A 23,815-nucleotide genomic window follows, 5' to 3' on the forward strand; every position below is an offset into this window, starting at 1 on the left:
GCCCACCAAAGTGTCGCGGGATGGAGCAGCCCGGTAGCTCGTCAGGCTCATAACCTGAAGGTCGTAGGTTCAAATCCTACTCCCGCAACCAAAACCCAAACAATCCAATAAACCTACAATTGATCCACTGAATCAATTGCTTAACGTCCTCACCTCGTCGGGCTCATATTCCTGGGCCGCAATTGAACAACGTCGCGTGACAAGCGAAAGACAAAGGTCTGCGGCTTATGGTCTCCGGTTCAATGGACAAACTAGGGTTCGCCGACCTAGGGCAAAGGCTGTTTGCTTGCCTTAGTCGCCCAGTTTTGCGTGCACCTCGTCAAGATCGATCTCGGCGATCGGCATCTTGTTTGCGGGGTTTTCGAAATCGTATTTGAACAACTCGAAATCCTGTTTGTAGATCTCGTAGACCAGATGCATCGACAGGTCGTCAAAGTAGTCCTCGACCGGATGCGCGCGCTTTGGTCCGTGACCCTCGGATTCGTTGAAGCGCGGAATTTCTGACAGGGTGACAGGATGCGCGGTCTCTAGGTTGTTCAAAACATCCTGCATGCCGTCGTTGAACTTTTCGGTCCAGAAGATGTTGTCATACTGACCGCCATTCGCAATGAGGGTCGAGACATGCCCCGACATCGCCGACCAGTGAATGTCCGGGTCCATCGGGCGTCGCCAGCGAATGGTGTCGCGTGCGAACAGCAGGAATCGGCGAAAGCTGGCGATCTGGTCGAACTCTCCTTTGCCGTCGTCACCGCCTACTTCGATCCCGTAATTGTAGATCAATGTCGGCACCAGATTACCGCGATAGCGTTTGCCATTGCGTTGAATGCCGCAGATCTTGTCGAAAAAAGAGCTCAGGATCCGCGTGTAGGGATTGCGCACACAGGTGAATGTGTACGAGGCATGAGACTGTACGTTCCGGGTGATCGTGTCCTTGCTGGGATCAAAGGCCCATTTGTGCATCCCGTCGGTGGCGTCATGAATATCCCCGTCAAAGAACTGACCGTGATCCGAATAATACATGATCTGGCCGATCGTCGAACACGCGCATTTGGGCACAACACGGTACACCATGCTTTGGCTTTCGGTCATCCATGTTCCGGGAAAACCCATCTGCTATGCCTCCTGCGCTGGTTTGGTCTCAACTCGACAGTCCAGCTTATGAAATCAAAGAACCAAAAATATTCTGTTTATTCAATCGTTCATCCTCAGTATCACGGTTGCAAACGGGCAGAAATGGGAAATACCGACAACGATGGCAAAGATTGCCTTTATCCTTTTGTGCCACAAAGACCCCGAGGCCATCATCGCCCAGGCCCGGCAGTTGACGGCCGCAGGGGACTGTATGGCCATTCATTTCGACGCCAGATCGAGCCATGAAGACTACTCGCGCATTCAGGCGGCTCTGAGCGACAATCCGAACGTGACCTTTGCTGCAAAGCGGATCAGATGCGGCTGGGGGGAATGGTCGCTGGTTCAGGCCACGTTGAACGCTTTGCAAGCTGCGACTGACGCGTTTCCACGGGCTACCCATTTCTACATGCTGTCGGGCGATTGCATGGCGATCAAAACCGCCGAATACGCGCATCATTTTCTGGACGAATCCGACATGGATTTTGTCGAAAGTCACGATTTCTTCGAAAGCGACTGGATCAAGACCGGCATGAAAGAGGACCGCCTGATCTATCGCCATTTCTTCAACGAGCGTACACAGGCCGGCAAGTTCTATGCCAGTTACGAGGCGCAGAAAAAGCTGGGTCTGACCCGCGACGTGCCGCAGGACATACAGGTCATGATCGGCAGCCAGTGGTGGTGTCTGCGCCGCCGCACGGTTGAAATGATCCAAGTATTTCTGCGTGAACGTCGCGACGTGATCCGGTTTTTCTCGACCACCTGGATCCCGGACGAGACGTTCTTTCAGACCCTTGTGCGCCACTTGATCCCGAAAGAGCAGATCGAAAGCCGCACCCTGACCTTTCTGATGTTCTCTGATTATGGGATGCCTGTAACGTTCTATAATGACCATTACGATCTGCTGTTGGCGCAGGACTATTTGTTTGCTCGCAAGATCAGCCCCGAGGCGCATGAGCTCAAAGACCGTCTGGGACAGCTATATGCGGCCGAGGGCGTGACCTTTCACATCTCGGACGAGGGGCGCAACCTTTATCGTTTTTTGACCGGGCGCGGGCGCGTTGGGCGGCGGTATGCGCAGCGCTTCTGGGAGGCCTCGAATACGCTTGGGCCGGACCGGGATCTATTTCTGATCACCTGCAAGAAATGGCACGTGGCCAAACGCTTGCTGGATCAGATCATTTCGGAAACTCAGCTGCCCTGCGTAGAATACCTGTTCAACGAGGAACGTACCCAATTGCCTGATTTGGGCGGGATCGAAACGACCCTGAAGAAACGCGCGCGCCATCGCCGGGCAACTGTTGGCATGTTGTATGACGAGTTCGCGTCCGACCGGCTGGTGCTGTGCGTCGATCCCGGCAGCATCGAGATCATTCGTGATTTCCAGGCCGATCAGGTCCGGCTGCGCGTCTTGGATATCGAGTGCAGCTATACCGACGACTATTTGGCCGGACATGCGGAACGTGTGGGACTTGTCGGCGCAAACAGCCCTGCGGAATCGGTGCAGCGCCTGTTGCCAACCCTGCGCAGCGAGATCACGCATGAATCCGAGCTGATCAGGGAGGCCGCGGGCGACGGATATTTCCGTATCCGCGAAACCGCAAACCGGGCCGAAAACGCCGAGGAATTGGCCCGGTTCCTGTCCGTTTCATCGCAAAAAGCCGAAGCCATATTGCAGCTGGACTATCTGTTTACGGACTGAGCGGCCTCAGATGTCGAACTTGACACCTTGCGCCAGCGGCAATTCGTCCGAATAGTTCACGGTGTTCGTTTGCCGGCGCATATAGGCCTTCCATGCATCCGACCCGCTTTCGCGCCCGCCTCCGGTTTCCTTTTCGCCACCGAAGGCACCACCGATTTCGGCGCCTGACGGGCCGATATTCACATTGGCGATCCCGCAATCGGACCCGGCTGCCGTCAGGAACTGTTCAGCCTCGCGCATGTTCAGGGTGAAGACGCAGGATGACAGCCCTTGCGGCACGTCATTTTGAATGTCGATCGCCTCGGCAAAATCGTCATACCCCATGACGTACAGGATCGGCGCGAATGTTTCGGTTTTGACCGTTTTGGTCTGGCCCGGCATCTCGACGATCGCGGGTTCCATATAGACGCCCGCCGGCACGCCATCGGTCACGCGCTTGCCGCCAAAAACTACGCCGCCCTCGGCCTCGGCGGCGCTGAGCGCAGCTGTCATCGCCGCGCCCGAGGCTTCGTCGACCAGAGGTCCGACCAATGTACCCTCGGCCAGCGGATCGCCAATCGGCAGCCCCGAATAGGCTTTCTTCAACCGTGCGACCAGTTCATCCCTGATCGAGTTGTGGACGATCAGACGGCGCAATGTGGTGCATCGCTGACCCGCCGTGCCAACGGCTGAAAACACGATTGCGCGCACCGCCATTTCCAGATCGGCCGATGGACCGACGATCATGGCGTTGTTGCCGCCCAGTTCCAGAATGCATTTGCCAAACCGCTGCGCCACAACGGGCGCGACGGCGCGGCCCATCCGGGTCGATCCAGTGGCCGAGATTACGGGCACATCCTCGCTGGCCACCAACGCCTCGCCCAATTCGGTCCCGCCGATCAGTGTTTGCAGCAACCCTTCGGGCGCGTCCCCGAACCGCGCCAGCGCACGTTCGAATATCTTTTGACATGCCATAGCTGTCAGCGGTGTCTTTTCCGAGGGTTTCCAGATCACCGGATCACCGCATACAAGCGCAATCACCGTGTTCCACGACCAGACGGCTACGGGAAAATTGAAGGCCGAAATCACACCAACGGGTCCGGCAGGATGCCAGGTTTCCATCATCCGGTGACCCGGACGCTCTGATGCTACGGTCAGGCCATAAAGCTGCCGTGACAGGCCAACCGCAAAGTCGCAGATGTCGATCATCTCCTGCACTTCGCCCAGCCCTTCCGAGGTGATCTTGCCGACCTCCCAGCTGACCAGCGCGCCCAGATCATCCTTGGCGGCGCGCAGCTCTTCGCCCAGCAGGCGGATCAACTCGCCCCGGCGCGGAGCAGGCACAACCCGCCAGGCCTTGAAAGCGGCGGTGGCACGCGCAAAGACAGCTTCCATTTCTGTCGCTGGGGTTTCATGCACCTCAGCCAGCAGGCTGCCATCGATCGGAGAGGTGACGCGCAGCGTGCCGCCTTTCAGCTCGGCCGCTGTCAGGTCCAGATTTGCCAGAATAGTATCCGCAGTCATCACGATATCTTTCATGTCTCAGGCCGCCTTGTTCTGTTCGGTGACGTCGCCGGCGCGATAGAGCCGGCCAAATTCAGTGTTGAGGAAATCCGAGAGCTTGACCTGCTCTTGCCGGACAAACCCTTTGGTCGGCAGAATGCCCTGCCGCATCAGGTCGACGACACCCAGCACACCGGCGGCGGTCGTGACCTGAATGGCGCTCCAGACCTGGCCGCCGATGGTGCGGGCGAAAGACTTGTTAATCAGCGACCGCTCGCGCAGTTCACCGTCGATTGTCCCGCGCGCCGTGCAGTAGACCAGCACGACATCCTGATCGGTGCGCGGCAGCGCGGTTTCGAAAATCTCTTTCAGCAAGTCCCGGCGCCGTTCAAGCCCCAGATCGTTCAGCAGCAGCCGAAGGATGTCCCGATGTCCCGGATAACGGATCGAGCGGTAGGAGACCGCCCGCGCCTTGCCTTCAAGCGTTTCGGGCAAGGTTCCCAGACCGCCCGAAGTGTTGAAGCATTCGTACTCAACGCCGTCATGGCCGATGACCTCGTAATCCTCCAACGGCGCGGTCTTGACCCGTTCGCCGTTTACGATGGCATCGCAGGGGTTGCAGTATTCGTTGATCAGGCCGTCCGTCGACCAGGTCAGGTTGTATTTCAATGCGTTGGTCGGAAACAGTGGCAGCGCGCCCACGCGCATGTGCAGGCTGTCGATCTTGTCGAATTCTACCGCCAGCGCAGCCCCGGCGATGCCGACAAATCCGGGGGCCAGCCCGCATTGCGGCATGAACGCCGTCTTGCTGTTTTGCGCAAGGTCGCGCACGGCTTGGGTGGCCGCCACATCCTCGGTCAGATCAAAGTAATGAGCACCGGCCTTTTGAGACGCTTCGGCAATCATTGGCGTCAGGAAGAACGGAGCAGCCGATATCACCGCGTCAAACTCTGCCAGCCCCTTGGCAAGCGCATCGGGATCACTGGCATCAATCTGACGGGTAGCAATGCCCAGCCCCTTGAGGTCCGACAATGCAGACAGGTTGTTGTCCGCCACAGCGACCGAATAATGGGGTGAGGTTTTCAGCAGGGTTGCGATCATTCGCCCGATCTTACCCGCCCCGACAACGCAAACATTCCAGACCAAAACGCGCCTCCTTTGCCTGTTTCCTTTAAGTATGGAGGGCAGATCGTCCGCGTGGCAGATGGTATCTTGACGAAAACGCCGTGAGTCGCGTCATATAGACGGTAAAATGGACGAATTGACGAATTCCAGTATGCCCCTGCGTCCCCGGATCTATCCGGCAGACGCGAGGTTAAGAAAGCGCGCAACCCATTGGACCGACACTGGGATTCGGTCTCAGTCCGATTGAACGAATACTGGGGGGAGTTTGCGAAAAGGGGCTGGCCTGTACCGGCCAGCCCGATGTCTCAGACCTGACGCACAGCGCCCTTCGCCGCGCTGGTGGCCAGCTTTGCGTATGCTTTCAACGCCGTGGAAACTTTGCGTTTGCGCGGTACGGCTGGTAGCCAGCCCTTCTCATCCTGCTCTTCGCGCCGTGCGGCCAGTTCCTCGTCCGAAACCGCCAGATGGATGGTGCGGTTGGGGATGTCGATCTCGATCTTGTCGCCATTCTGGACTAGGCCGATCTCGCCGCCTTCGGCCGCCTCGGGTGAGACATGACCGATTGAAAGACCCGAGGTGCCGCCGGAGAACCGGCCGTCGGTGAGCAATGCGCAGGCTTTGCCCAGTCCTTTCGATTTCAGGTACGAGGTTGGGTAGAGCATTTCCTGCATGCCCGGCCCGCCGCGCGGACCCTCGTAACGGATCACCACCACGTCGCCTTCCTTGACCTTGCCGGTCAGGATGTCGTTGACGGCCTGATCCTGGCTTTCGCAGACATAGGCCGTGCCGGTGAAGGTCAGAATGTGCTCATCCACGCCCGCCGTTTTGACGATACAGCCGTCGCGCGCAATGTTCCCGAACAAAACCGCCAAACCGCCATCCTGACTGAACGCGTGTTCCTTGGAGCGGATCACGCCGTTTTCGCGGTCGGTGTCCAGTTCCTTATACCGGTTCGACTGGCTGAACGCCTGCGTTGTTCGCACTCCGCCAGGGGCGGCTTTGAACAGGTCCTGCGCGGCCGGGTTGTTGGCGATCTTGATGTCCCAATTAGCGATCGCTTCGCCCATGGTGGCGGAATGCACAGTGTGGCATTCCTCGTGCAGTAGTCCCGCACGGCTGAGTTCGCCGAGGATCGAAAAGATGCCGCCGGCGCGGTGGACGTCCTCCATATGCACGTTCTCAATATTCGGCGCGACCTTGCACAGACAGGGGACCTTGCGGCTGAGGTGGTCCATGTCGCTCATGTTGAAATGTACTTCGCCCTCATGCGCAATGGCGAGCAGGTGCAGCACGGTGTTGGTGGAACCACCCATGGCGATGTCCAGACTCATGGCGTTCTCGAACGCCTCGAACGTCGCGATTTCGCGCGGAAGGAAACCCTTTTCGTCAAGATCGTAATGCCGCTTGGTGATCTCGACGATGCGGCGACCGGCCTCAAGGAACAGTTCCTTGCGGTCGGCATGGGTGGCCAGGGTCGAGCCATTACCCGGCAGCGCCAGACCCAGCGCCTCGGCCAGACAGTTCATCGAGTTGGCGGTGAACATACCCGAACATGACCCGCAGGTGGGGCAAGCGTTTTCCTCAATGTGTTGGACTTGCTCATCGGTGAACCGGTCATCAGCAGCGGCGACCATGGCGTCCACGAGGTCGATCTTTTTGGCGTCCAGATCGGCGATGTCGATCTTGCCAGCCTCCATCGGCCCGCCCGAGACAAAGATCGCCGGGATGTTCAGGCGCATGGCGGCCATCAGCATGCCGGGGGTGATCTTGTCGCAGTTCGAGATACAGACCATCGCGTCGGCGCAATGCGCGTTGACCATGTATTCGACCGAATCCGCGATCACCTCACGCGAAGGCAAGGAATACAGCATCCCGTCATGGCCCATGGCGATACCGTCATCGACCGCAATGGTGTTGAATTCCTTGGCAACACCACCGGCGGCCTCAACCTCGCGGGCGACCATCTGGCCGAGGTCTTTCAAGTGGACGTGGCCGGGCACGAACTGGGTGAACGAATTGACGATGGCGATGATCGGCTTGCCAAAATCATCGTCGCCCATTCCTGTGGCGCGCCACAGTCCACGGGCTCCGGCCATGTTGCGGCCATGGGTCGATGTTCTGGATCGGTACATTGGCATGATGCTGTTTCCCTTTTGCCCCGGTTGCGATATCCGAGTTTCGTACGTTATAGCGCACGTACCACATGTGCGCTATAACGCACAAGAGGATTCGAAGGACGGCAGAATGGCACCGGACGAGATAACGCTGAAATTAAGGGATGTGCGGGCGGCTTCGGGGCTGAGCCTTTCAAAAGCGGCCGAGCTGACCGGCGTCAGCAAAGCCATGCTGGGCCAGATCGAACGCGGTGAATCGAGCCCGACAATTGCCACCCTGTGGAAGATCGCCAAGGGATTTGAGATACCGCTCAGTGCGCTGATTGGCACCACCGCCGGGCGAGACCCGTCTGCCGGTGTTTTCCAGACCGTAACCTTTCCGGGCAGCATTTCGGTCAAGATCGTATTTCCGTTTGATCCGGCCCTTGCAGCGGAAACCTTTCACGTCACGTTGAAACCGGATCAGAGCCACACCTCTCCCGCCCATGCGTCGGGCGTCACCGAAGAGGTGTTCGTTCTGAACGGCCCGTTGGAGGTTCGGCGAAACGGCGAGTGGGTGATGTTGCAGGACGGGCAAGGGTTGCGCTTTGCCGCCGACCTGCCGCATGGGTATCGCGCGGGTCCGGATGGGGCGGAATTTCTGAACATGCATCACTATGGGCAACAAGCAGCAGGCCAACAGGATATTTGATCATGGCATTTTTGAACTCTCTGACTTTTGCCGACGCTGTCGGATCTTTTGGCGCTTTGCTGGTGGTTGCGGCCTATTTTGCGACGCAGATGCGGATGATGAACTCCGAGGATTTGGCCTTTCCGTTGATCAATCTGTTCGGGTCCATTCTGATCGTCTATTCCCTGCTCGAGAACTTCAATCTGGCCTCGATGCTGATCGAAAGCTTCTGGATCGTGATCAGCCTGATTGGTATCGCTCAACATTTCCGCCTGCGCCGCGCCAAGTGAGCGCTATCCAAGCTTGAACCCTTACCCTGCGAAGTATAGGGAAAACTCAAGCTCGCTTAGGGGAGGCTTTGATGCAGGACGATCCAAAAACCCTCGTGTCTACAGACTGGCTGGCCGCGCATATCAAGGACCCGGATCTGCGGATTCTGGACGGGTCCTGGTATCTGCCCGCGCAGAACCGCGACGCCAAGGCCGAATATGACGCGGCGCATATCCCCGGTGCGCGGTTCTTTGATATCGACGACATCTCGGATCATCGCTCGGACCTGCCGCATATGGCGCCACCGGTCGAGAAATTCATGTCGCGCCTGCGTGGCATGGGCGTGGGCGATGGCCACCAGGTTGTGGTCTATGACGGTGCCGGGTTGATGTCGGCCGCACGGGTCTGGTGGTTGTTCCGCCTGATGGGTCAGGACAACATTGCTGTGCTGGATGGCGGCTTGCCAAAATGGCAGGCCGAAGGGCGCGAGGTCGAGGATCTGCCGCCCGTTGTTCGCGATCGCCATATGACGGTCCGCGTCCAGAACCATCTGGTGCGGGATGTGACGCAAGTGTCCGCCGCAGCCAAGCTGGCAGATCATGAAATCATCGATGCCCGGTCGGCAGGTCGATTTGCCGGTACCGAGGCGGAACCGCGCGAAGGTTTGCGATCGGGCCGCATTCCGGGCTCGCGCAATGTACCGTTTGGTATTTTGCTGAACAAGAACGGCACGATGAAATCACCCGAAGAATGTCGCACCATCTTTGAGGCGGCAGGCGTGGACCTGTCAAAGCCCGCAATCACGTCGTGCGGGTCAGGTGTGACTGCCGCAATCCTCAGCCTAGCGCTCGAGCGCATGGGCAAGAAAGACCATTCGCTTTATGACGGCTCCTGGGCTGAATGGGGTGCCTTCCCGACCCTGCCCGTCGCAACCGGAGAGACCTGATGTTCGAGAACCTCAAACCGCAGCCTGCCGACAAGATCTTGGCGCTGATGCAGATGTATCGCGAAGACCCGCGCGATCAGAAGATCGACCTGGGTGTTGGCGTCTACAAGAACGCCGAGGGTGTCACTCCGGTGATGCGCGCGGTGAAGGCGGCCGAGCGGCGTCTTGTCGAAGAGCAGGACAGCAAGGCCTATACCGGGCTTGCAGGTGATCCGGCCTATGCCGATGCGATGATCGGCCTGATCCTTGGGAACACCGTAGCGCGCGGCAATATCGCTGCTGTTGCGACCCCGGGTGGCACCGGGGCCTGCCGTCAGGCGTTCGAGATGATCCGAATGGCCAAACCTTCCGCACGCGTCTTTCTGTCGAACCCCACATGGCCGAACCACCCGTCGATTCTGCGTTATCTGGGAATTGAAACCGCCGAATATCGCTACTTTGATAGCGAAACCCGTGGGGTCGATTTCGATGGCATGATCGAAGACCTGAAAACAGCGAATGCAGGCGACGTGGTCCTGCTGCATGGCTGCTGCCACAACCCGACGGGCGCAAACCTGAACATGGTGCAATGGCAGGAGGTCGTGAACCTGATCAACGAACGTGGCCTCGTGGCGATGATCGACATTGCCTATCAGGGCTTTGGCGATGGCCTGGAAGAGGACGCGCAGGCGACCCGTCTGGTAGCTTCGTCGGTCAAGCGGTGCCTGATCGCGGCCTCGTGCTCGAAGAATTTCGGGGTCTACCGCGAACGCACCGGTCTGTTGATGGCGATCAGTGATGACCCGGCGCAAACGGCTTTGAACCAGGCGACTTTGGCGTTTCTGAACCGCCAGAACTATTCCTTCCCACCGGATCACGGCGCGCGGGTGGTAACCACGATCCTGAACGACGACGCGTTGCGCGCCGACTGGGCGGCCGAGCTGGAAGAGGTCCGTCTGTCGATGTTGGGACTGCGCCAGCAACTGTCGGATGAATTGCAGCGTCTCAGCGGTTCCGACCGGTTTGGTTTCATCGCCCAGCATCGCGGCATGTTCTCGCGCCTTGGCGCGGCCCCGGAACTGGTCGAGCAACTGCGCAACGATCACGGTATCTATATGGTCGGGGACAGTCGCTTGAATATCGCCGGTCTGAACGCGGTTACCGTGCCGATCTTGGCCAAGGCGATTGTCGACGTTGGTGTTTGAGCGGTCTGAACATAAGACAAAAGAAAACCCGGGCGAAAACGCCCGGGTTTTTTGTTTTCCATACTTTACGGTTAGCCCTTAGAGAACTCGGGATAGGCTTCCATGCCCAGTTCTCCCATATCCAGACCGTTGATCTCTTCTTCTTCACCAACGCGCAGGCCGATGGTGTTCTTGAGGATCGTGAACAGGATAAAGCTCACCACGAAGACAAAGATGCCAATGGCGGCAAAGCCGATGATCTGGGTCACGAAGGACGCATCCCCGTTTGTCCACGCGACGATGAAAGTGCCCCAGAAACCTGCGATCAGGTGAACCGGGATTGCGCCGACCACGTCGTCGATCTTCATCCGGTCCAGCATCGGAACTGTCAGGACAACGATCACACCGCCGATGGCACCGATGATCAGAGCCTGGAACAGTGACGGGGCCAGCGGTTCGGCGGTGATCGACACCAGCCCGGCCAATGCGCCGTTCAGCACCATGGTCAGGTCGACCTTGCCGTACATCACCTGCGTCAGGATCAGCGCAGCAACGGCACCGGCGGCAGCGGCCATATTGGTGTTGGCAAAGATGCGGCTGATATCGGCCATGTCTCCGATGGTGCCCATCGCCAGTTGCGAGCCGCCGTTGAAGCCGAACCAACCCAGCCACAGGATGAACGTACCCAGGGTTGCCAGCGCCAGATTTGAACCGGGGATCGGAACAACCTTGCCGTCTTTGTTGTATTTGCCGATCCGCGGGCCCAGCACGATGGCACCGGCCAGCGCTGCGAACCCACCTGCGGCGTGCACAAGGGTCGAGCCTGCGAAATCGCTAAAGCCCATTTCGGACAACCAGCCGCCGCCCCACTGCCAGGATGCCTCGATCGGGTAGATGATCCCGGTCAGGACGATCACGAAGATGAAGAAGGGCCACAGTTTGATACGCTCGGCCACAGTTCCTGACACGATCGACGCTGTTGTGGCGCAGAACATCAGCTGGAAAAAGAAATCCGAACCGACGGAAGCATAGGACAGGTCGGTCTCGACACCGTCAAGACCAACAGGTTCCAGAGAGGTCGGCGAGAACGCGCCCAGAACACCTGTGATGGTCCAGCCGTCACCCGGATACATCAGGTTAAAGCCAACCAGCCAGTACATGATGGCGGCAAAGGAAAACAGACCCATGTTCTTGATCAGCTGCATGGCCACGTTCTTTGACCGCACCAGACCGGCCTCGAGCATGGCAAAACCGGCCGCCATCCAGAACACAAGGAAGCCGCCAACCAGAAACAGCAGAGAAGTCAGGATATATTGCGTGTGTTGCGCGGTCTCACCGGCAGCGGCCTCTTGCGCCAGGCCCATCTGCGGCAGCGCGACAAGCGCGGCGGCAGGGATGAGAGATTTCATCAGGTTCATTGTTCGTCCTCGAATTGTGGTGGATCGGGCGCCTACAGCGCTTCCTCGTTGGTTTCCCCGGTCCGCACGCGCAGCGCCTGCTCGACATCGAGGACAAAAATCTTGCCGTCACCGATCTTGCCGGTTTTGGCGGTTTTGGTGATCGTCTCGACGATCTGATCGGCCATGGTGGCGGGCACCACGATCTCGAGCTTGATCTTGGGTACGAAATTCACGGCGTATTCTGCGCCGCGATAGATCTCTGTGTGTCCGGATTGCGAGCCGAAGCCCTTGATCTCGGTCACCATCATGCCGCGTACCCCGGCCTCGGTGAGCGCTTCGCGCACCTCCTCAAGTTTGAATGGCTTGATTGTCGCAATGATCAGTTTCACATCTTTCCCCTCTGCTGCCCCGGCGATACCGGTTTGTTTGCACCTGCAGAAAAAGAGCGTGACTGGGCCCGGGAAGGCACGGTCTGTCAGTGGATTTTCGGGTCGAAAGCGGTCAAAGTTGCACAATTTTTGCACAAAATCTTAGAGCAGACTAAAAAATAGGCGGATTCAGAAGGGGAATTTCAGGAAATTCGGACCTCTACATGGGCGCCGCATCGCGGTATGGTGGCGCAAAAGTATAATCGGGCAGAGTTTGAGCATGACTGAGTCCAAGCGCCGCAAACCGACGTTGGTTGCAGATAAACGGTATCCGTCGAAGGGTCGTAAGCCTTCGGCGTCGAAACGTGCGGCAAAACCTGCGGGCAAGAAATCGACCGCCCGCAAAACCACCACACGCAAGACGGCGCGGCGTAAAACGCGAAAGACCGGCGGCGGCAAAGGAGGCGGGATTTTCCGCCGCATGTCCCGCTGGATTTTCCGACTGATCTGGGGCCTGACCTGGCGTGTCGGTGCTGTCGTCGCCCTGCTGTTGGCGCTGGCGGTTGGCGTGGTGTATTCGACTTTGCCCGACGTCGACGCGCTGCTCGATGGCCGTGCGCGAGGGTCTGTTACCCTGCTGGATCGCGACGGCAAGGTCTTTGCCTGGCGTGGGGATCAGTTCGGCGGTGTCATTACGGCGGATACGGTGTCGCCGCATCTGAAGAACGCGGTGATTGCGACTGAAGACAAGCGCTTTTATCGCCATTTCGGTGTCAGCCCGCGCGGTGTCGCCAGCGCCGTGCGTATCAACCTGAGCGAAGGACGTGGCCCGCTGTCTGGGCACGGTGGATCGACGATCACGCAGCAAACGGCAAAGTTGCTGTGTCTGGGTGTGCCCTATGTGCCGGAAGACTGGGAATCCGAGGCCGCATATGAATCCGATTGCCGTCAGGGCTCGTTGTGGCGCAAGGCCAAAGAAGCGATTTATGCCATTGCCATGGAGGTCAAATACTCGAAAGACGAGATTCTGACCATCTATCTGAACCGGGCTTTCCTGGGGGCGGGCGCACGTGGGTTCGAAGCGGCCAGTCAGCGTTACTTTGGTATTTCAGCGGCCGAGGTCAGCCCTTCTGAGGCGGCGATGCTGGCAGGGCTACTGGTTGCACCCTCGCGATACGCGCCGACCAATAACCTGAAACGCTCGCAGGATCGTGCGCGACTGGTTGTCGGGTTAATGGAAACCCAAGGCTACCTTTCCCCGGCGCAGGCCAGCGAAGCCCGCAGTCGACCGGCCGAGCTGTCCGAGGCCGCCGCCGCCCGCGCAGGCGGCTATTTCGCCGATTGGGTAATGGCGAGCGGGCCGGAGTTCTTTACCCGCAACACCACCGAAGACGTGGTGATCCGCACCACGCTGGATCAGCGCATTCAGCAATCCGCGGAAGAGGCTTTGAAGTTCATCTTTCAGGAAAAGGTTCGCGATGGGTCTAAGGCTCAGGCGGCGATTGTCGTGATGTCCGCCGACGGCGCGGTGCGCGGTATGGTCGGCGGGCGCAAGACACGGGTGTCGGGTGCGTTCAACCGCGCCACGCAGGCATTGCGGCAGACGGGATCGTCGTTCAAACCCTTTGTCTACGCCACAGCACTGGAACTGGGGTATTCGCCGCTGGATACGGTGATGGATGAGCCCACCTGCTGGAACATCCCCGGATCGGGTCAGTGGTGCCCAAAGAACTACACCAACAAATACTACGGTCGCGTGACGCTTGCGGATGCGCTCAAGAATTCGCTGAATATCCCGGCGGTCAAAGTGGCGGACATCGCCGGGCTGGACAACGTGCGTACGGTCGCCAGCGGGTTTGGCATCGCCAGCGATCTGGCGGAAGGCCCTGCGCTGGCGCTGGGCGCATCGGAAAGCACCCTGATCGAGATGACAGGCGCGTATGCGGGTATCCTGAACGGAGGCTCGGCGGTGGAGCCCTATGGGCTGACCGAATTGAAGCTGTTGGGCGATGAAACGCCGGTGATGGTGACGACAACCGGGATCGGCGAGCGGGTCATCAACGACAACGCGGCCAAGCAGCTGACCTGGATGATGGAGCGCGTGGTTTCAGAAGGCACCGGTGGGCGCGCCAAGCTGCCCGGATGGCAGGTGGCCGGCAAGACAGGTACGACACAGGCCGCGCGCGATGCCTGGTTCATCGGGTTCACCGCAGATTACGTGACCGGAGTCTGGATGGGCTATGACGACAACACGCCCTTGTCCGGCGTCACCGGTGGCGGGTTGCCCGCCGAGATCTGGAAGGAAACCATGCTGCGCGTGACCGAAGGTATGACCCCATCGCCGCTGCCCATGATGGCCCCCGAACCACCGGTTCAGGTCGCGCAGCCGCAGCGTCAGCCACGCCGGAAACAGAATGGCTTTGAACGCGCAGTTAATAAGCTGTTGAGTGATATCTTCGGCAATTGATGCCGAATGCAAAGGGCGGCGCTTTCAGCGCCGCCTTTTTTGGTCCTCAAAGGCTGTCGTCCAGCGCGGCGACAATCGTATCGCCCATTTCGCTAGTCGACACCGGTGTTACGCCCTCATCAGCCAGCAGGTCTGCTGTGCGTACCCCGTCGGCCAGAACCTTTTCGATGGCAGCCTCAAGCCGGTCGGCTTCCTCGCCCTGATCAAAGCTGTAGCGCAGCGCCATTGCAAAGCTGAGGATGCAGGCGATCGGGTTGGCCTTACCCTGACCGGTGATATCCGGGGCCGAACCGTGAACGGGTTCGTACATCGCTTTGGGGCGGCCATTGGACATCGGCGCGCCCAGCGAGGCCGATGGCAGCATGCCCAGCGAACCGGTCAGCATCGCGGCGGTGTCGCTCAGGATGTCGCCGAACAGGTTATCCGTCAGGATCACATCAAACTGTTTCGGGGCGCGGACCAGCTGCATTGCGCCGTTGTCGGCATACATGTGGGTTACTTCCACTTCGGGATATTCTGCGGCCACCCGGTCCACGACCTCACGCCACAGGATGCCCGATTCCATCACGTTGGCCTTCTCCATCGAGCAGACCTTCTTGTTCCGACGCATCGCCAATTCAAAGGCCGAGCGCGCGGCACGTTCGATCTCGGATTCGGTATAGCGCTGGGTGTTGATGCCGACCCGCTCATTGCCTTCCTCGAAGATTCCGCGCGGCTCGCCGAAATAGACGCCCGAGGTCAGTTCGCGCACGATCATGATGTCGAGACCCGCGACCACGTCCTTTTTAAGCGACGAGAAATCTGCCAGCGCGTCAAAACACTGCGCCGGACGCAGGTTCGAATACAGGTCCATTTCTTTGCGCAGGCGCAACAGCCCGCGCTCGGGCTTGAGGCTAAAGTCCAGATCGTCGTATTTTGGACCACCAACAGCACCCAGCAGAACTGCGTCGACCTCTAGCGCCTTGGCCATCGTCTCGTCCGACAGTGGCTTGCCATGGGCGTCATAGGCTGCGCCGCCAACCAGATCCTCGCTTACGTCGAATTCCAAGCCGCGATTGGTACGGAACCAATCGATGATCTTGCGGACTTCGGCCATGACTTCGGGGCCAATTCCGTCTCCGGGCAGGATGAGGAGCGAGGGGTTGGACATGAAGGATCTCCTTGCGTTTTACAGCACAGCCCCTAGCGCCTGCGCCGCACCGGGTCAATGTGATGGAACTGCCAATTTGTAAGGAAAACAGGGGCAATCAAGGAAATCCGGCATCAGCCTTTAGCGGATTGCTGCTCTGCGCTCTATTCTACGTCCAGATCGACCCAGACCAGGCGATGGCGACTGGCGGTCGCCGCAGGATCGTGCGGCGCGTCGATGGGCCAAAAGACCCCAGCATCAGCGACAGACCAGTCCGACGACGGCAGAACATAGTCGACACGCCTGTCACCAACGCCTTTCCACGTCACAGTTGTCTGCGCGCCGTTTTGGTCACGTGGTTGCGGGTCCTGAAGCCGGGGATCAGCAAGAAGCGATTGCATCGCCTCTTTCAATCCCTCCCCGTCTGCGGGGTCGAGGTTGGCGTCGCCCGCGATCACGAAGCGGCTTTTGGGGGCCGGTCCCAATTCGCCATCCAGCAGCACTTGCCAGAATCGAATTTCATCGCGGTTGCGCAATCCGTTGCGATCCTCGGGGCCGTCAAACACCGGTGGCGTTGCGTGGAATGTCATCAGGTCCAACTGTCCCCCAGGCGCCTGGATCGGGACCACCCAATGCGCGGTCGAGGATAACCTCTGGATCGTGTGTGCAGTGGCAGACGGGAACGGAGCGTCGTTCTTTTCCGGCAGTCTTGCGCCGGGAAGATCCTGCCACAGCAGTTCCGAAAAGTTGTTGATCTCGTGTTCGAGGATCGGAAACCGCGACAATACGGCCAGTCCATGGTGACCGGTGAACCTGCCCCAACCCTGCGCGTCGCCGGGGTCATGCGTCTGCCCGTTGCCGTTCAGATCGACATTGGTTTCCAGCCCCGCGTTTGGCTGGGCCGAAAACTGATAGGCGTAATCCAGACCCGCATCCGCCAGCGTCTGGACCAAGGCCGACAAGGCAAGCCTGTCAAGATCCCAGTCGATACCCTGAAGCGCGACGATATCGGGGCGGGTGGCTGCAAGCACGTCCACCACCGCAGAAACCTGCGGATCACCACGCTGGATGTCACGCAGCAACAGGCCGGGACCGTGCCGGCTGAGCTCGGTGTTGAAGGTGGCTACGCGAATCGTTTCGGCCTGCGCTGCAAAGGGCAGCAGCAACAGGACAAGGGCACGGATCATGCGGCCTGAGTGGTCTCGGATGTTGAATAAGCGCGGCGTTTCTCGACGATCAACCCGGCGATGCGAAGGGTCGCCATGCCGCGCATGATCATGCTGGCGGGCAAGAAGGCCCATGCGCTGAGCGTCCAGATCAGCGTCTGCGGATTGCCAAGCGCGATGGGGTCGATAACTGCGGCCAGCAGTTTGATCAGGGCTGGGATCAGGAATGGCAACAGGATACCGATCGAGATGTTCAGCCGACCGTCACGCTGCAGGCGTGAAACCACATCGCCGCCCTTGGTCGGGTCGAACAGTGGCAGATTGGTCCAGACATTGAAGGCCCCATTGCCCGTTGGCCATCCCCGCCATTTCACCGCATAGGCAAAGCTGGCGATTGTCACCAAGGCCAGAACATATGCCACCCCGGCGGCAATGCGTACCAGTTCAACCAGCGGCGCCGCAGCATCAGCTGGCAGCATCAAAACGACAAGTCGCACAGGAGAATACGGAAAATCGGCAACATTTGCGATCATTAGGCCCATGGAATACACCAGCCCGGTCACTTCGGTCGGTGCATAGGCGTTCTTGCAGATCAGCGTCAGGAACATCACCATCGACATCAGGCCGACAAAGCGAAGGCGGTTCACCGGCGGCGCATCGCGGAATTCGATCAGGCTGGGGAATGCGGAGTTGTATTCCGAGAAGGTCAGGATAAACGCAAGGATCGCCAGAAAGACGACAATCTCTGTTCCGTTTTGCGTGGATGCCGGCAGATACAAAGCAGGGGTGAGCACCAGAAGTGCCACCAATAGACCACGTATCGCCGCCCCCGTTGTGCGTGCAATCACTATCCGAACCCTTTTCCAAACCGGACCAGTCGATTCTTTGCCAACTTGGTTCCAACTTGTGCCCGCCGCTCTTTTTTTGACGGATGCCTCTTTTCCGTCAACAGTGGCGACATTGAACTGACCGCTCAAGCCAAGGGGCAGAAAACACTGTGTTTCGGGCAAAATGATGGCGCAACTGGTGCGCGATTGCATCATTTGGGGCGCAAATGTGGCGGGTATCTCAAAATGAGACCTAGATGTAGTATCTGTTAATAAATCAACCCCAAGAATGCGAACGGGGCCGCGTCAGCGACCCCGTTAGGTTGAGTGTCCACAGAATCATCCCCAGGTTCATACCCAGGGGCGCGCCTGATTTGCGTGATCCTCGAATCGGTCGATGTGATGGTCTTTTTCCATCGTCAGGCCAATATCGTCCAGACCGTTCAGCAGGCAGTGCTTGCGATGCGGATCGATGTCAAATTCGATGACAACCCCGTCCGATGTGGTGATCTGCTGATCTTCCAGATGCACGGTCATGCGGGCGTTTTCACCCTTGTGCGCGTCGTCCATCAGGATCGCATGGTGTTCTTCTTCCACCACGATGGGCAGGATGCCGTTCTTGAAGCAGTTGTTGAAGAAGATGTCGGCGAAGCTGGTCGAGATCACCACCTTGATGCCGAAATCCTTGATCGCCCAGGGCGCGTGTTCACGCGACGAGCCGCAGCCGAAATTGTCGCCTGCGACCAGAATCTCTGTCTGCCGGTAGGCGGGTTTGTTAAGAACGAAATCTTCGTTCTCGCCGCCATGTTCGTGATAGCGCATCTCGTCAAACAGAACGACGCCAAGGCCGGACCGTTTGATGGTCTTCAGGTGCACTTTCGGAATGATCATATCGGTGTCGATATTGATCAGCGGCATCGGGGCGGCCACCCCGTGGACTTTTTCAAACTTTTCCATGTTCACACTCCTGCCGGAGAGGGCCGCGCCCGTTCTCCGCGTTTAAGCTTCTTTCGTTTCGTCCTTGGGTGCGTTCTTGACGAAGAACGCCATGAAGACCAATCCGAACCCGTTGAACAGCATCTCGATGCCCAGCAGTATACCCAGAAGGCTCAGCAAAGCGGCAGGTTCGCTGCTTGCATAAGACCAGATGATACCTGCCAGGATGATCGACAAGATGCCCGAGATCATCGTCGGCCAGAAAAACTGCGTTCCCTTCATCTGGAACGACAGAATGACCCGCGCGATGCCGCCTGCCATGAACAGGATCAGCATCACGGTCGCCAGCGTCAGCGTGCCCTGAAGCGGATGATCCAGAAAGGACCAGCCCAGAAACAGCATGACCGCACCCATGATGAGCGACAGGATCTTGTTGCCGGCACCTTCGACCGTGAAGCCGCCGACAATCTGCATTGCGCCCGCGATCAGCAGCAACACGCCGGTCACAACCGTCACCGCCACCGATGCCACAACGGGCGCGCCCAGCACAAAGATGCCGAACGCTATGGACAGAAGCCCCAGCAGGAGCCATTTGATCCAGTCACTCATGTGTTCAATCCCTCAAATATCTAGATATGAGGGGACCTTACATCAATTCACGGACGTCTGTCAGCCGTCCTGTGATTGCCGCTGCGGCAGCCATTGCCGGGCTCAGCAGATGGGTCCGTCCGCCACGTCCTTGACGACCCTCAAAGTTGCGGTTCGAGGTCGCAGCACAGCGCTCGCCCGGTTGCAACTGATCAGGGTTCATCGCCAGACACATCGAACATCCGGCCAGACGCCATTCGAAACCGGCCTCTTTGAAAATCTCGGCAAGGCCCTCTTCCTCGGCCTGCGCGCGAACCAGACCCGAGCCGGGCACGACCATCGCGCGCATCCCGTCCTTGATCTTTTTGCCCTTCAGGATTTCCGCCGCAGCGCGCAGGTCTTCGATCCGACCGTTGGTGCAGGAGCCGATAAAGACGGTGTCGACTTCGACCTCGCTCAGTTTCTGCCCGGCTTCCAGACCCATGTATTCGATTGACCGGCGCGCCGCGTCGACCTTGCCGCCCTCGAAATCTTCAGGGTTCGGAACGGTCGCGGTGATCGGCAGCACGTCTTCGGGGCTGGTGCCCCATGTGACAACCGGTGCGATGTCTTCGCCGCGCAGGGTGATGACCTTGTCAAAATGCGCGCCTTCGTCGGTATAGAGCGTCTTCCACCAGTCCATCGCCGCTTCCCACTGGGCACCTTTCGGGGCATGCGGGCGACCTTTGACATATTCATAGGTGGTCTCATCCGGAGCGATCAGACCTGCGCGAGCGCCGCCTTCGATGGCCATGTTGCAGACGGTCATGCGACCTTCCATCGAAAGGTCACGGATCGCTTCACCGCAATATTCGATGACATAACCGGTGCCGCCGGCGGTGCCGGTCTCGCCGATCACGGCCAGAGTGATGTCCTTGGCGGTCACGCCCGGCTGCAATTTGCCAGTGATTTCCACCTTCATGTTCTTGGATTTCTTCTGGATCAGGGTCTGCGTGGCCAGAACGTGCTCAACTTCAGAAGTACCAATGCCGTGGGCCAAAGCACCAAACGCGCCGTGGGTGGCGGTGTGGCTGTCGCCGCACACAACGGTCATGCCGGGCAGGGTCCAGCCCTGTTCCGGGCCAACGATGTGGACAATGCCCTGACGCACGTCATGCACCGGATAATAGTGGATGCCGAAATCCTTGGCGTTCTTGTCCAGCGCTTCGACCTGAATGCGCGATTCCGGGTTTTCGATACCGTTCACACGGTCCGGCGTTGTCGGAACGTTATGGTCCGGCACCGCGATGGTCTTTTCCGGCGCACGCACCTTGCGGCCGGCCATGCGCAGGCCTTCGAACGCCTGCGGGCTGGTGACTTCGTGCACCAGATGGCGGTCGATATACAGCAGGCAGGTGCCATCATCGGCTTCGTGCGCGACATGGGCATCCCAGATCTTGTCATAGAGTGTTTTGGGGGACATCGGTCCTCTCCCGTATGTAATGAGAAATAGCTGGCGAGTTGGCTTAGGCCGCGGATAGGCGGGCCAGAACCGTGCGGGCAGCCCCAAAGAACCGTTCGCGCAAACGTGCGCGGTCTTCCAGATTCTGTTCTTGGGCCACATTGAGTCTCATGCCGGTTCAGATATAGACACTGGCCGAATCTATCAAGGTCTTGTGCAACCCAGCAGATGCCGTCAGGGCACATTCCTGCGAGGGTCGCCGGGCCTTCATTGAAATGTCATGGGGCGCTTGTTACCTTGTAAGTGTCCCAGCGCCGGGGATTTGACGGCGCGCAGCAAAGGAGGACTATGTCCTGTCTCTACATACACAGGCGGGTTTGCCCGCCGAAGATGGGGCCAGCGTAATGGCCCACTCTCAGTCAATCAGCGACAAGCTGCTTGAACGTATCCTTTCCTCACTTTCCGATGACAAGGCCGAAGACGTCGTGCAGATCAACCTGCAAGGCAAGTCGTCCGTCGCGGATCACATGGTTATTGCCTCGGGTCGGTCGACCCGTCAGGTCTCGGCCATGGCGGAAAAACTGACGGATCGCATCAAGCAGGAATTCGGTTTCACCTCGAAGGTCGAAGGCAAGGATGCCGGCGACTGGGTGCTGATCGATACGGGCGACGTGATCGTCCATATCTTCCGCCCCGAAGTGCGTGAATTCTATCAGCTGGAAAAGATGTGGCTGCCCCAGGGCGGCAGCGCCTCGGCGAACTGAGGCGCTATCCCGGCCCGTATTGAGGGGCCGGAGGCGAGAGAGACATGCGTATCAGCATCGTTGCGGTCGGGCGATTGCGCGCCGGACCGGAGAAATCCCTGCTTGATGACTATCTGACCCGATTTGACCGGACCGGACGCGGCTTGGGCCTTGGGCCTGCGCGCGTGATCGAGGTTGAAGACAAGAAAAATGCCGGTATGGGTGCCGAGGCCACATTGTTGCGCAAGGCGTTGCCCAAGGGCGCAGTGATCTGCACGCTGGATGAGCGTGGGCGGATTATGTCCTCGCCCGATTTCGCCAAAAAGCTGGGGGGCTGGCGCGACGCCGGGCGGCAGGATCTGGCGCTGATCATCGGTGGAGCGGACGGAATAGACCCTGATCTGCGGGCTGAGGCCGATTTTTCCATCTCATTCGGATCGATGGTCTGGCCCCATATGCTGGTCCGTGTGATGCTGGCCGAGCAACTTTACCGGGCCGCTACCATCTTGTCGGGCGGTCCCTACCACCGGGTCTGAGATGGCGCAGCTGCTGATCGTATATCATTCACGCACCGGCGGCGCACGGCAGATGGCCGAAGCGGCGGCCGAGGCTGCGCGCGCCGAAGCAGACACCGTTCTGAAATTCGCTGATCAAGCCGGACCCGAGGATTTGCTGGCAGCAGACGGGTATATCTTTTGCGCGCCCGAAAACCTGGCAGCACTTTCGGGTCTGATGAAGGAGTTCTTCGACCGCTGTTACTATCCCGTACTTGGACGGATCGAAGGGCGGCCCTATGCACAAATGATCTGTACTGGGTCCGATGGCCAAAACGCCGCCCGTCAGACTGCCCGGATCGCAACCGGCTGGCGGCTGAAAGAGGTTCAGCCACCATTGATCCTGTGCACACATGCCCAGTCGCCTGAGGCGATCCTGGCGGAGAAGACCATCCCAAAAGATCAGCTTGAGAAATGTCGCGAGATCGGGGCCGCGATGGCCGCTGGCCTGAGTCTTGGGGTGTTTTGAACCCTAGTTCAGATCAACGATGGTGGTGTCTTCGCTCCAACCGCCAACATTGTCGCGCGCCTGAATTTGTACTTGTGTCATGCCCTCTGGGATCGCGACGCCACTCAACGATCGGGTAAAGGGCTGCTCATCGACATGGGGATGATGCAATACGCGCATGCCCAGTTCGGTTCCCTCCATGTCCAACACGCGCCAGCCATCGGCGTAGTCATCCCAGCCGGTATCGGGATGCCGGATCGTCACATCAAATCGCCACGTGTCACCACTGCGGCTGGCCGAGACCTTTTCGATCACCGGTGAATCGGCAAGGGCTGGACCGGCCAGAAGAAGGCTGAGAATCATATATCGCATGACCCGAACTTACGGGTTGAAGGGCTGCGTTGGAATCACGACTGTGTGTTCGGGGGCCGCGCCATGAGAACCGCGCGTGAATTCGAGACAAATTCGCGCCGGTACAGCACGCCCAGTGTCACCAATGAACTGAGGATCAATGCCGCGGGTCCCAGTATCCAGGCAACCGATGCCAGCGCAAAATAGGTAACGCGCAACCCTCGGTTAAAGCTGCGCGCACCCGTGACACAGATCTCGGCCGCTTGTGCGGCCCGCGGATAGGCTTGCGGGTCTTCGGGATCGTTGGGCACAGCAGCCATCAACACGGCGCAATACCCGAACAGGCGATGAGCCCAGACATATTTCAGAAACGCGTTGGCCAGCAGGGCGATGATGATCAGGATCTTGATTTCCCACACCATTGCCGGGGCGCTGCCAATAGCCAGATCGTTTGCGACGCCTGCCAACCGCTCGGTATTGCCAAGCAGGGCGAGGCCACCGCCGATCGCAATCATCGTGGTCGAGGCAAAGAAGGTGCTGCCCTGCCGCATTGCAGCTACGACTTGCGCATCGAACACCCTGGGCTGGCGCGTAACCATCTCGCGCATCCACGCCCGGCGATAGTCATCCATCATCGTCGCAACGGACGGCTTTGATGGTGCCGGGTTTTCGATCCGCCACCCGATCCAAAGCCAGCCACCCAGCAAAAGCAGAATTGCGGCGTAGTCCAGCGGTGAAAACAGGTGCGCTCGGTCAATCCACGTCATGTCAGCGACATTACGTCCGAAGGCGAAAAC

At 58.9% G+C, this 23,815-nt stretch carries 24 protein-coding genes and 1 tRNA gene; 10 read left to right on the top strand and 15 right to left on the bottom strand.

What is annotated here, in order from left to right:
- The first annotated feature begins 14 nt into the window (after positions 1–14).
- Positions 15–91: transfer RNA gene (locus ACR0JA_RS20660), tRNA-Met, on the top strand.
- 200 nt (positions 92–291) lie between these two features.
- On the opposite strand, the gene ACR0JA_RS20665 is transcribed toward ACR0JA_RS20660, so the two are convergent.
- The gene (locus tag ACR0JA_RS20665; RefSeq protein WP_480579196.1) at positions 292–1,110 is read right to left on the bottom strand and encodes a sulfotransferase family protein; all 819 of its coding nucleotides are present in this window, start codon (positions 1,108–1,110) and stop codon (positions 292–294) included.
- Positions 1,111–1,252: 142 nt separating this feature from the next.
- Between ACR0JA_RS20665 and ACR0JA_RS20670 the strand changes: the two genes are divergently transcribed.
- Complete coding sequence (locus ACR0JA_RS20670) at positions 1,253–2,830, top strand: DUF5928 domain-containing protein (RefSeq protein ID WP_480579199.1); 1,578 nt, start codon at positions 1,253–1,255, stop codon at positions 2,828–2,830.
- Between the two features lie 6 nt (positions 2,831–2,836).
- On the opposite strand, the gene amaB is transcribed toward ACR0JA_RS20670, so the two are convergent.
- The 3 genes from amaB to ilvD form a co-directional block, all read right to left on the bottom strand.
- Positions 2,837–4,333 carry an L-piperidine-6-carboxylate dehydrogenase gene (gene amaB, locus ACR0JA_RS20675; RefSeq protein WP_480579393.1) on the bottom strand — a complete coding sequence of 499 codons (1,497 nt, stop codon included), beginning with the start codon at positions 4,331–4,333 and terminating at the stop codon, positions 2,837–2,839.
- An 18-nt stretch (positions 4,334–4,351) separates the two neighbouring features.
- Positions 4,352–5,458 (bottom strand): saccharopine dehydrogenase family protein, encoded by a 1,107-nt coding sequence (locus ACR0JA_RS20680; RefSeq protein ID WP_480579202.1) that lies wholly within the window; start codon positions 5,456–5,458, stop codon positions 4,352–4,354.
- Between the two features lie 284 nt (positions 5,459–5,742).
- Positions 5,743–7,575 carry a dihydroxy-acid dehydratase gene (ilvD, locus tag ACR0JA_RS20685; protein ID WP_480579205.1) on the bottom strand — a complete coding sequence of 611 codons (1,833 nt, stop codon included), beginning with the start codon at positions 7,573–7,575 and terminating at the stop codon, positions 5,743–5,745.
- Positions 7,576–7,681: 106 nt separating this feature from the next.
- On the opposite strand from ilvD, the gene ACR0JA_RS20690 reads away from it, so the two are divergent.
- The 4 genes from ACR0JA_RS20690 (at position 7,682) to ACR0JA_RS20705 (ending at position 10,621) form a co-directional block, all read left to right on the top strand.
- Complete coding sequence (locus tag ACR0JA_RS20690; protein ID WP_480579207.1) at positions 7,682–8,242, top strand: helix-turn-helix domain-containing protein; 561 nt, start codon at positions 7,682–7,684, stop codon at positions 8,240–8,242.
- A 2-nt stretch (positions 8,243–8,244) separates the two neighbouring features.
- On the top strand, positions 8,245–8,511 hold the full coding sequence (locus tag ACR0JA_RS20695; RefSeq protein ID WP_480579209.1) for a CBU_0592 family membrane protein: 267 nt from the start codon (positions 8,245–8,247) through the stop codon (positions 8,509–8,511).
- Positions 8,512–8,582: 71 nt separating this feature from the next.
- Positions 8,583–9,437 (top strand): 3-mercaptopyruvate sulfurtransferase, encoded by an 855-nt coding sequence (sseA, locus tag ACR0JA_RS20700; RefSeq protein ID WP_480579211.1) that lies wholly within the window; start codon positions 8,583–8,585, stop codon positions 9,435–9,437.
- On the top strand, positions 9,437–10,621 hold the full coding sequence (locus ACR0JA_RS20705) for an amino acid aminotransferase (RefSeq protein WP_480579213.1): 1,185 nt from the start codon (positions 9,437–9,439) through the stop codon (positions 10,619–10,621). Before sseA ends, ACR0JA_RS20705 begins: the two co-directional genes overlap by 1 nt.
- 71 nt (positions 10,622–10,692) lie before the next feature.
- On the opposite strand, the gene ACR0JA_RS20710 is transcribed toward ACR0JA_RS20705, so the two are convergent.
- Positions 10,693–12,018, bottom strand: a complete 1,326-nt coding sequence (locus ACR0JA_RS20710; RefSeq protein ID WP_480579215.1) for an ammonium transporter — start codon at positions 12,016–12,018, stop codon at positions 10,693–10,695.
- A 32-nt stretch (positions 12,019–12,050) separates the two neighbouring features.
- Positions 12,051–12,389, bottom strand: a complete 339-nt coding sequence (locus ACR0JA_RS20715) for a P-II family nitrogen regulator (RefSeq protein WP_058273036.1) — start codon at positions 12,387–12,389, stop codon at positions 12,051–12,053.
- A gap of 259 nt (positions 12,390–12,648) precedes the next feature.
- Here ACR0JA_RS20715 and ACR0JA_RS20720 point away from each other — a divergent pair, with 259 nt between their 5' ends.
- Positions 12,649–14,835: a transglycosylase domain-containing protein gene (locus ACR0JA_RS20720; protein WP_480579217.1), complete on the top strand. Its 2,187-nt coding sequence runs from the start codon at positions 12,649–12,651 to the stop codon at positions 14,833–14,835.
- 46 nt (positions 14,836–14,881) lie between these two features.
- Here the strand turns inward: ACR0JA_RS20720 and leuB are convergent, their stop codons facing one another.
- The 7 genes from leuB to ACR0JA_RS20755 form a co-directional block, all read right to left on the bottom strand.
- Positions 14,882–15,985 carry a 3-isopropylmalate dehydrogenase gene (leuB, locus tag ACR0JA_RS20725; RefSeq protein WP_480579219.1) on the bottom strand — a complete coding sequence of 368 codons (1,104 nt, stop codon included), beginning with the start codon at positions 15,983–15,985 and terminating at the stop codon, positions 14,882–14,884.
- Positions 15,986–16,128: 143 nt separating this feature from the next.
- Positions 16,129–17,151: an endonuclease/exonuclease/phosphatase family protein gene (locus ACR0JA_RS20730; protein WP_480579221.1), complete on the bottom strand. Its 1,023-nt coding sequence runs from the start codon at positions 17,149–17,151 to the stop codon at positions 16,129–16,131.
- Positions 17,148–17,978, bottom strand: a complete 831-nt coding sequence (locus ACR0JA_RS20735) for a hypothetical protein (RefSeq protein WP_480579223.1) — start codon at positions 17,976–17,978, stop codon at positions 17,148–17,150. The genes ACR0JA_RS20730 and ACR0JA_RS20735 overlap by 4 nt, the downstream gene beginning before the upstream one ends.
- A gap of 330 nt (positions 17,979–18,308) precedes the next feature.
- Positions 18,309–18,914 carry a 3-isopropylmalate dehydratase small subunit gene (leuD, locus tag ACR0JA_RS20740; protein WP_480579225.1) on the bottom strand — a complete coding sequence of 202 codons (606 nt, stop codon included), beginning with the start codon at positions 18,912–18,914 and terminating at the stop codon, positions 18,309–18,311.
- Positions 18,915–18,956: 42 nt separating this feature from the next.
- Entirely contained in the window at positions 18,957–19,502 is a 546-nt protein-coding gene (locus ACR0JA_RS20745; protein ID WP_480579227.1) for an HdeD family acid-resistance protein, read from the bottom strand.
- Positions 19,503–19,539: 37 nt separating this feature from the next.
- On the bottom strand, positions 19,540–20,943 hold the full coding sequence (gene leuC, locus ACR0JA_RS20750; protein ID WP_480579229.1) for a 3-isopropylmalate dehydratase large subunit: 1,404 nt from the start codon (positions 20,941–20,943) through the stop codon (positions 19,540–19,542).
- Between the two features lie 43 nt (positions 20,944–20,986).
- Positions 20,987–21,082 carry an isopropylmalate isomerase gene (locus tag ACR0JA_RS20755; RefSeq protein WP_260023663.1) on the bottom strand — a complete coding sequence of 32 codons (96 nt, stop codon included), beginning with the start codon at positions 21,080–21,082 and terminating at the stop codon, positions 20,987–20,989.
- A gap of 244 nt (positions 21,083–21,326) precedes the next feature.
- On the opposite strand from ACR0JA_RS20755, the gene rsfS reads away from it, so the two are divergent.
- From rsfS to ACR0JA_RS20770, 3 genes are read left to right on the top strand one after another with little or no spacing between them, the layout of a single operon-like run.
- Positions 21,327–21,686: a ribosome silencing factor gene (rsfS, locus tag ACR0JA_RS20760; RefSeq protein ID WP_058276550.1), complete on the top strand. Its 360-nt coding sequence runs from the start codon at positions 21,327–21,329 to the stop codon at positions 21,684–21,686.
- A gap of 44 nt (positions 21,687–21,730) precedes the next feature.
- Complete coding sequence (gene rlmH, locus ACR0JA_RS20765; RefSeq protein ID WP_480579231.1) at positions 21,731–22,201, top strand: 23S rRNA (pseudouridine(1915)-N(3))-methyltransferase RlmH; 471 nt, start codon at positions 21,731–21,733, stop codon at positions 22,199–22,201.
- A gap of 1 nt (position 22,202) precedes the next feature.
- Complete coding sequence (locus ACR0JA_RS20770; protein WP_480579233.1) at positions 22,203–22,688, top strand: flavodoxin family protein; 486 nt, start codon at positions 22,203–22,205, stop codon at positions 22,686–22,688.
- A gap of 3 nt (positions 22,689–22,691) precedes the next feature.
- Here ACR0JA_RS20770 and ACR0JA_RS20775 read toward each other — a convergent pair whose 3' ends face one another.
- Both ACR0JA_RS20775 and ACR0JA_RS20780 read right to left on the bottom strand, forming a co-directional pair.
- Positions 22,692–23,039, bottom strand: coding sequence for a hypothetical protein (locus ACR0JA_RS20775; protein WP_480579235.1), 348 nt, complete (start codon positions 23,037–23,039; stop codon positions 22,692–22,694).
- Positions 23,040–23,074: 35 nt separating this feature from the next.
- Complete coding sequence (locus tag ACR0JA_RS20780) at positions 23,075–23,785, bottom strand: DUF599 domain-containing protein (RefSeq protein ID WP_480579237.1); 711 nt, start codon at positions 23,783–23,785, stop codon at positions 23,075–23,077.
- Between the last annotated feature and the right edge of the window lie 30 nt (positions 23,786–23,815).

This window comes from Ruegeria sp. AM4, from assembly GCF_056540665.1.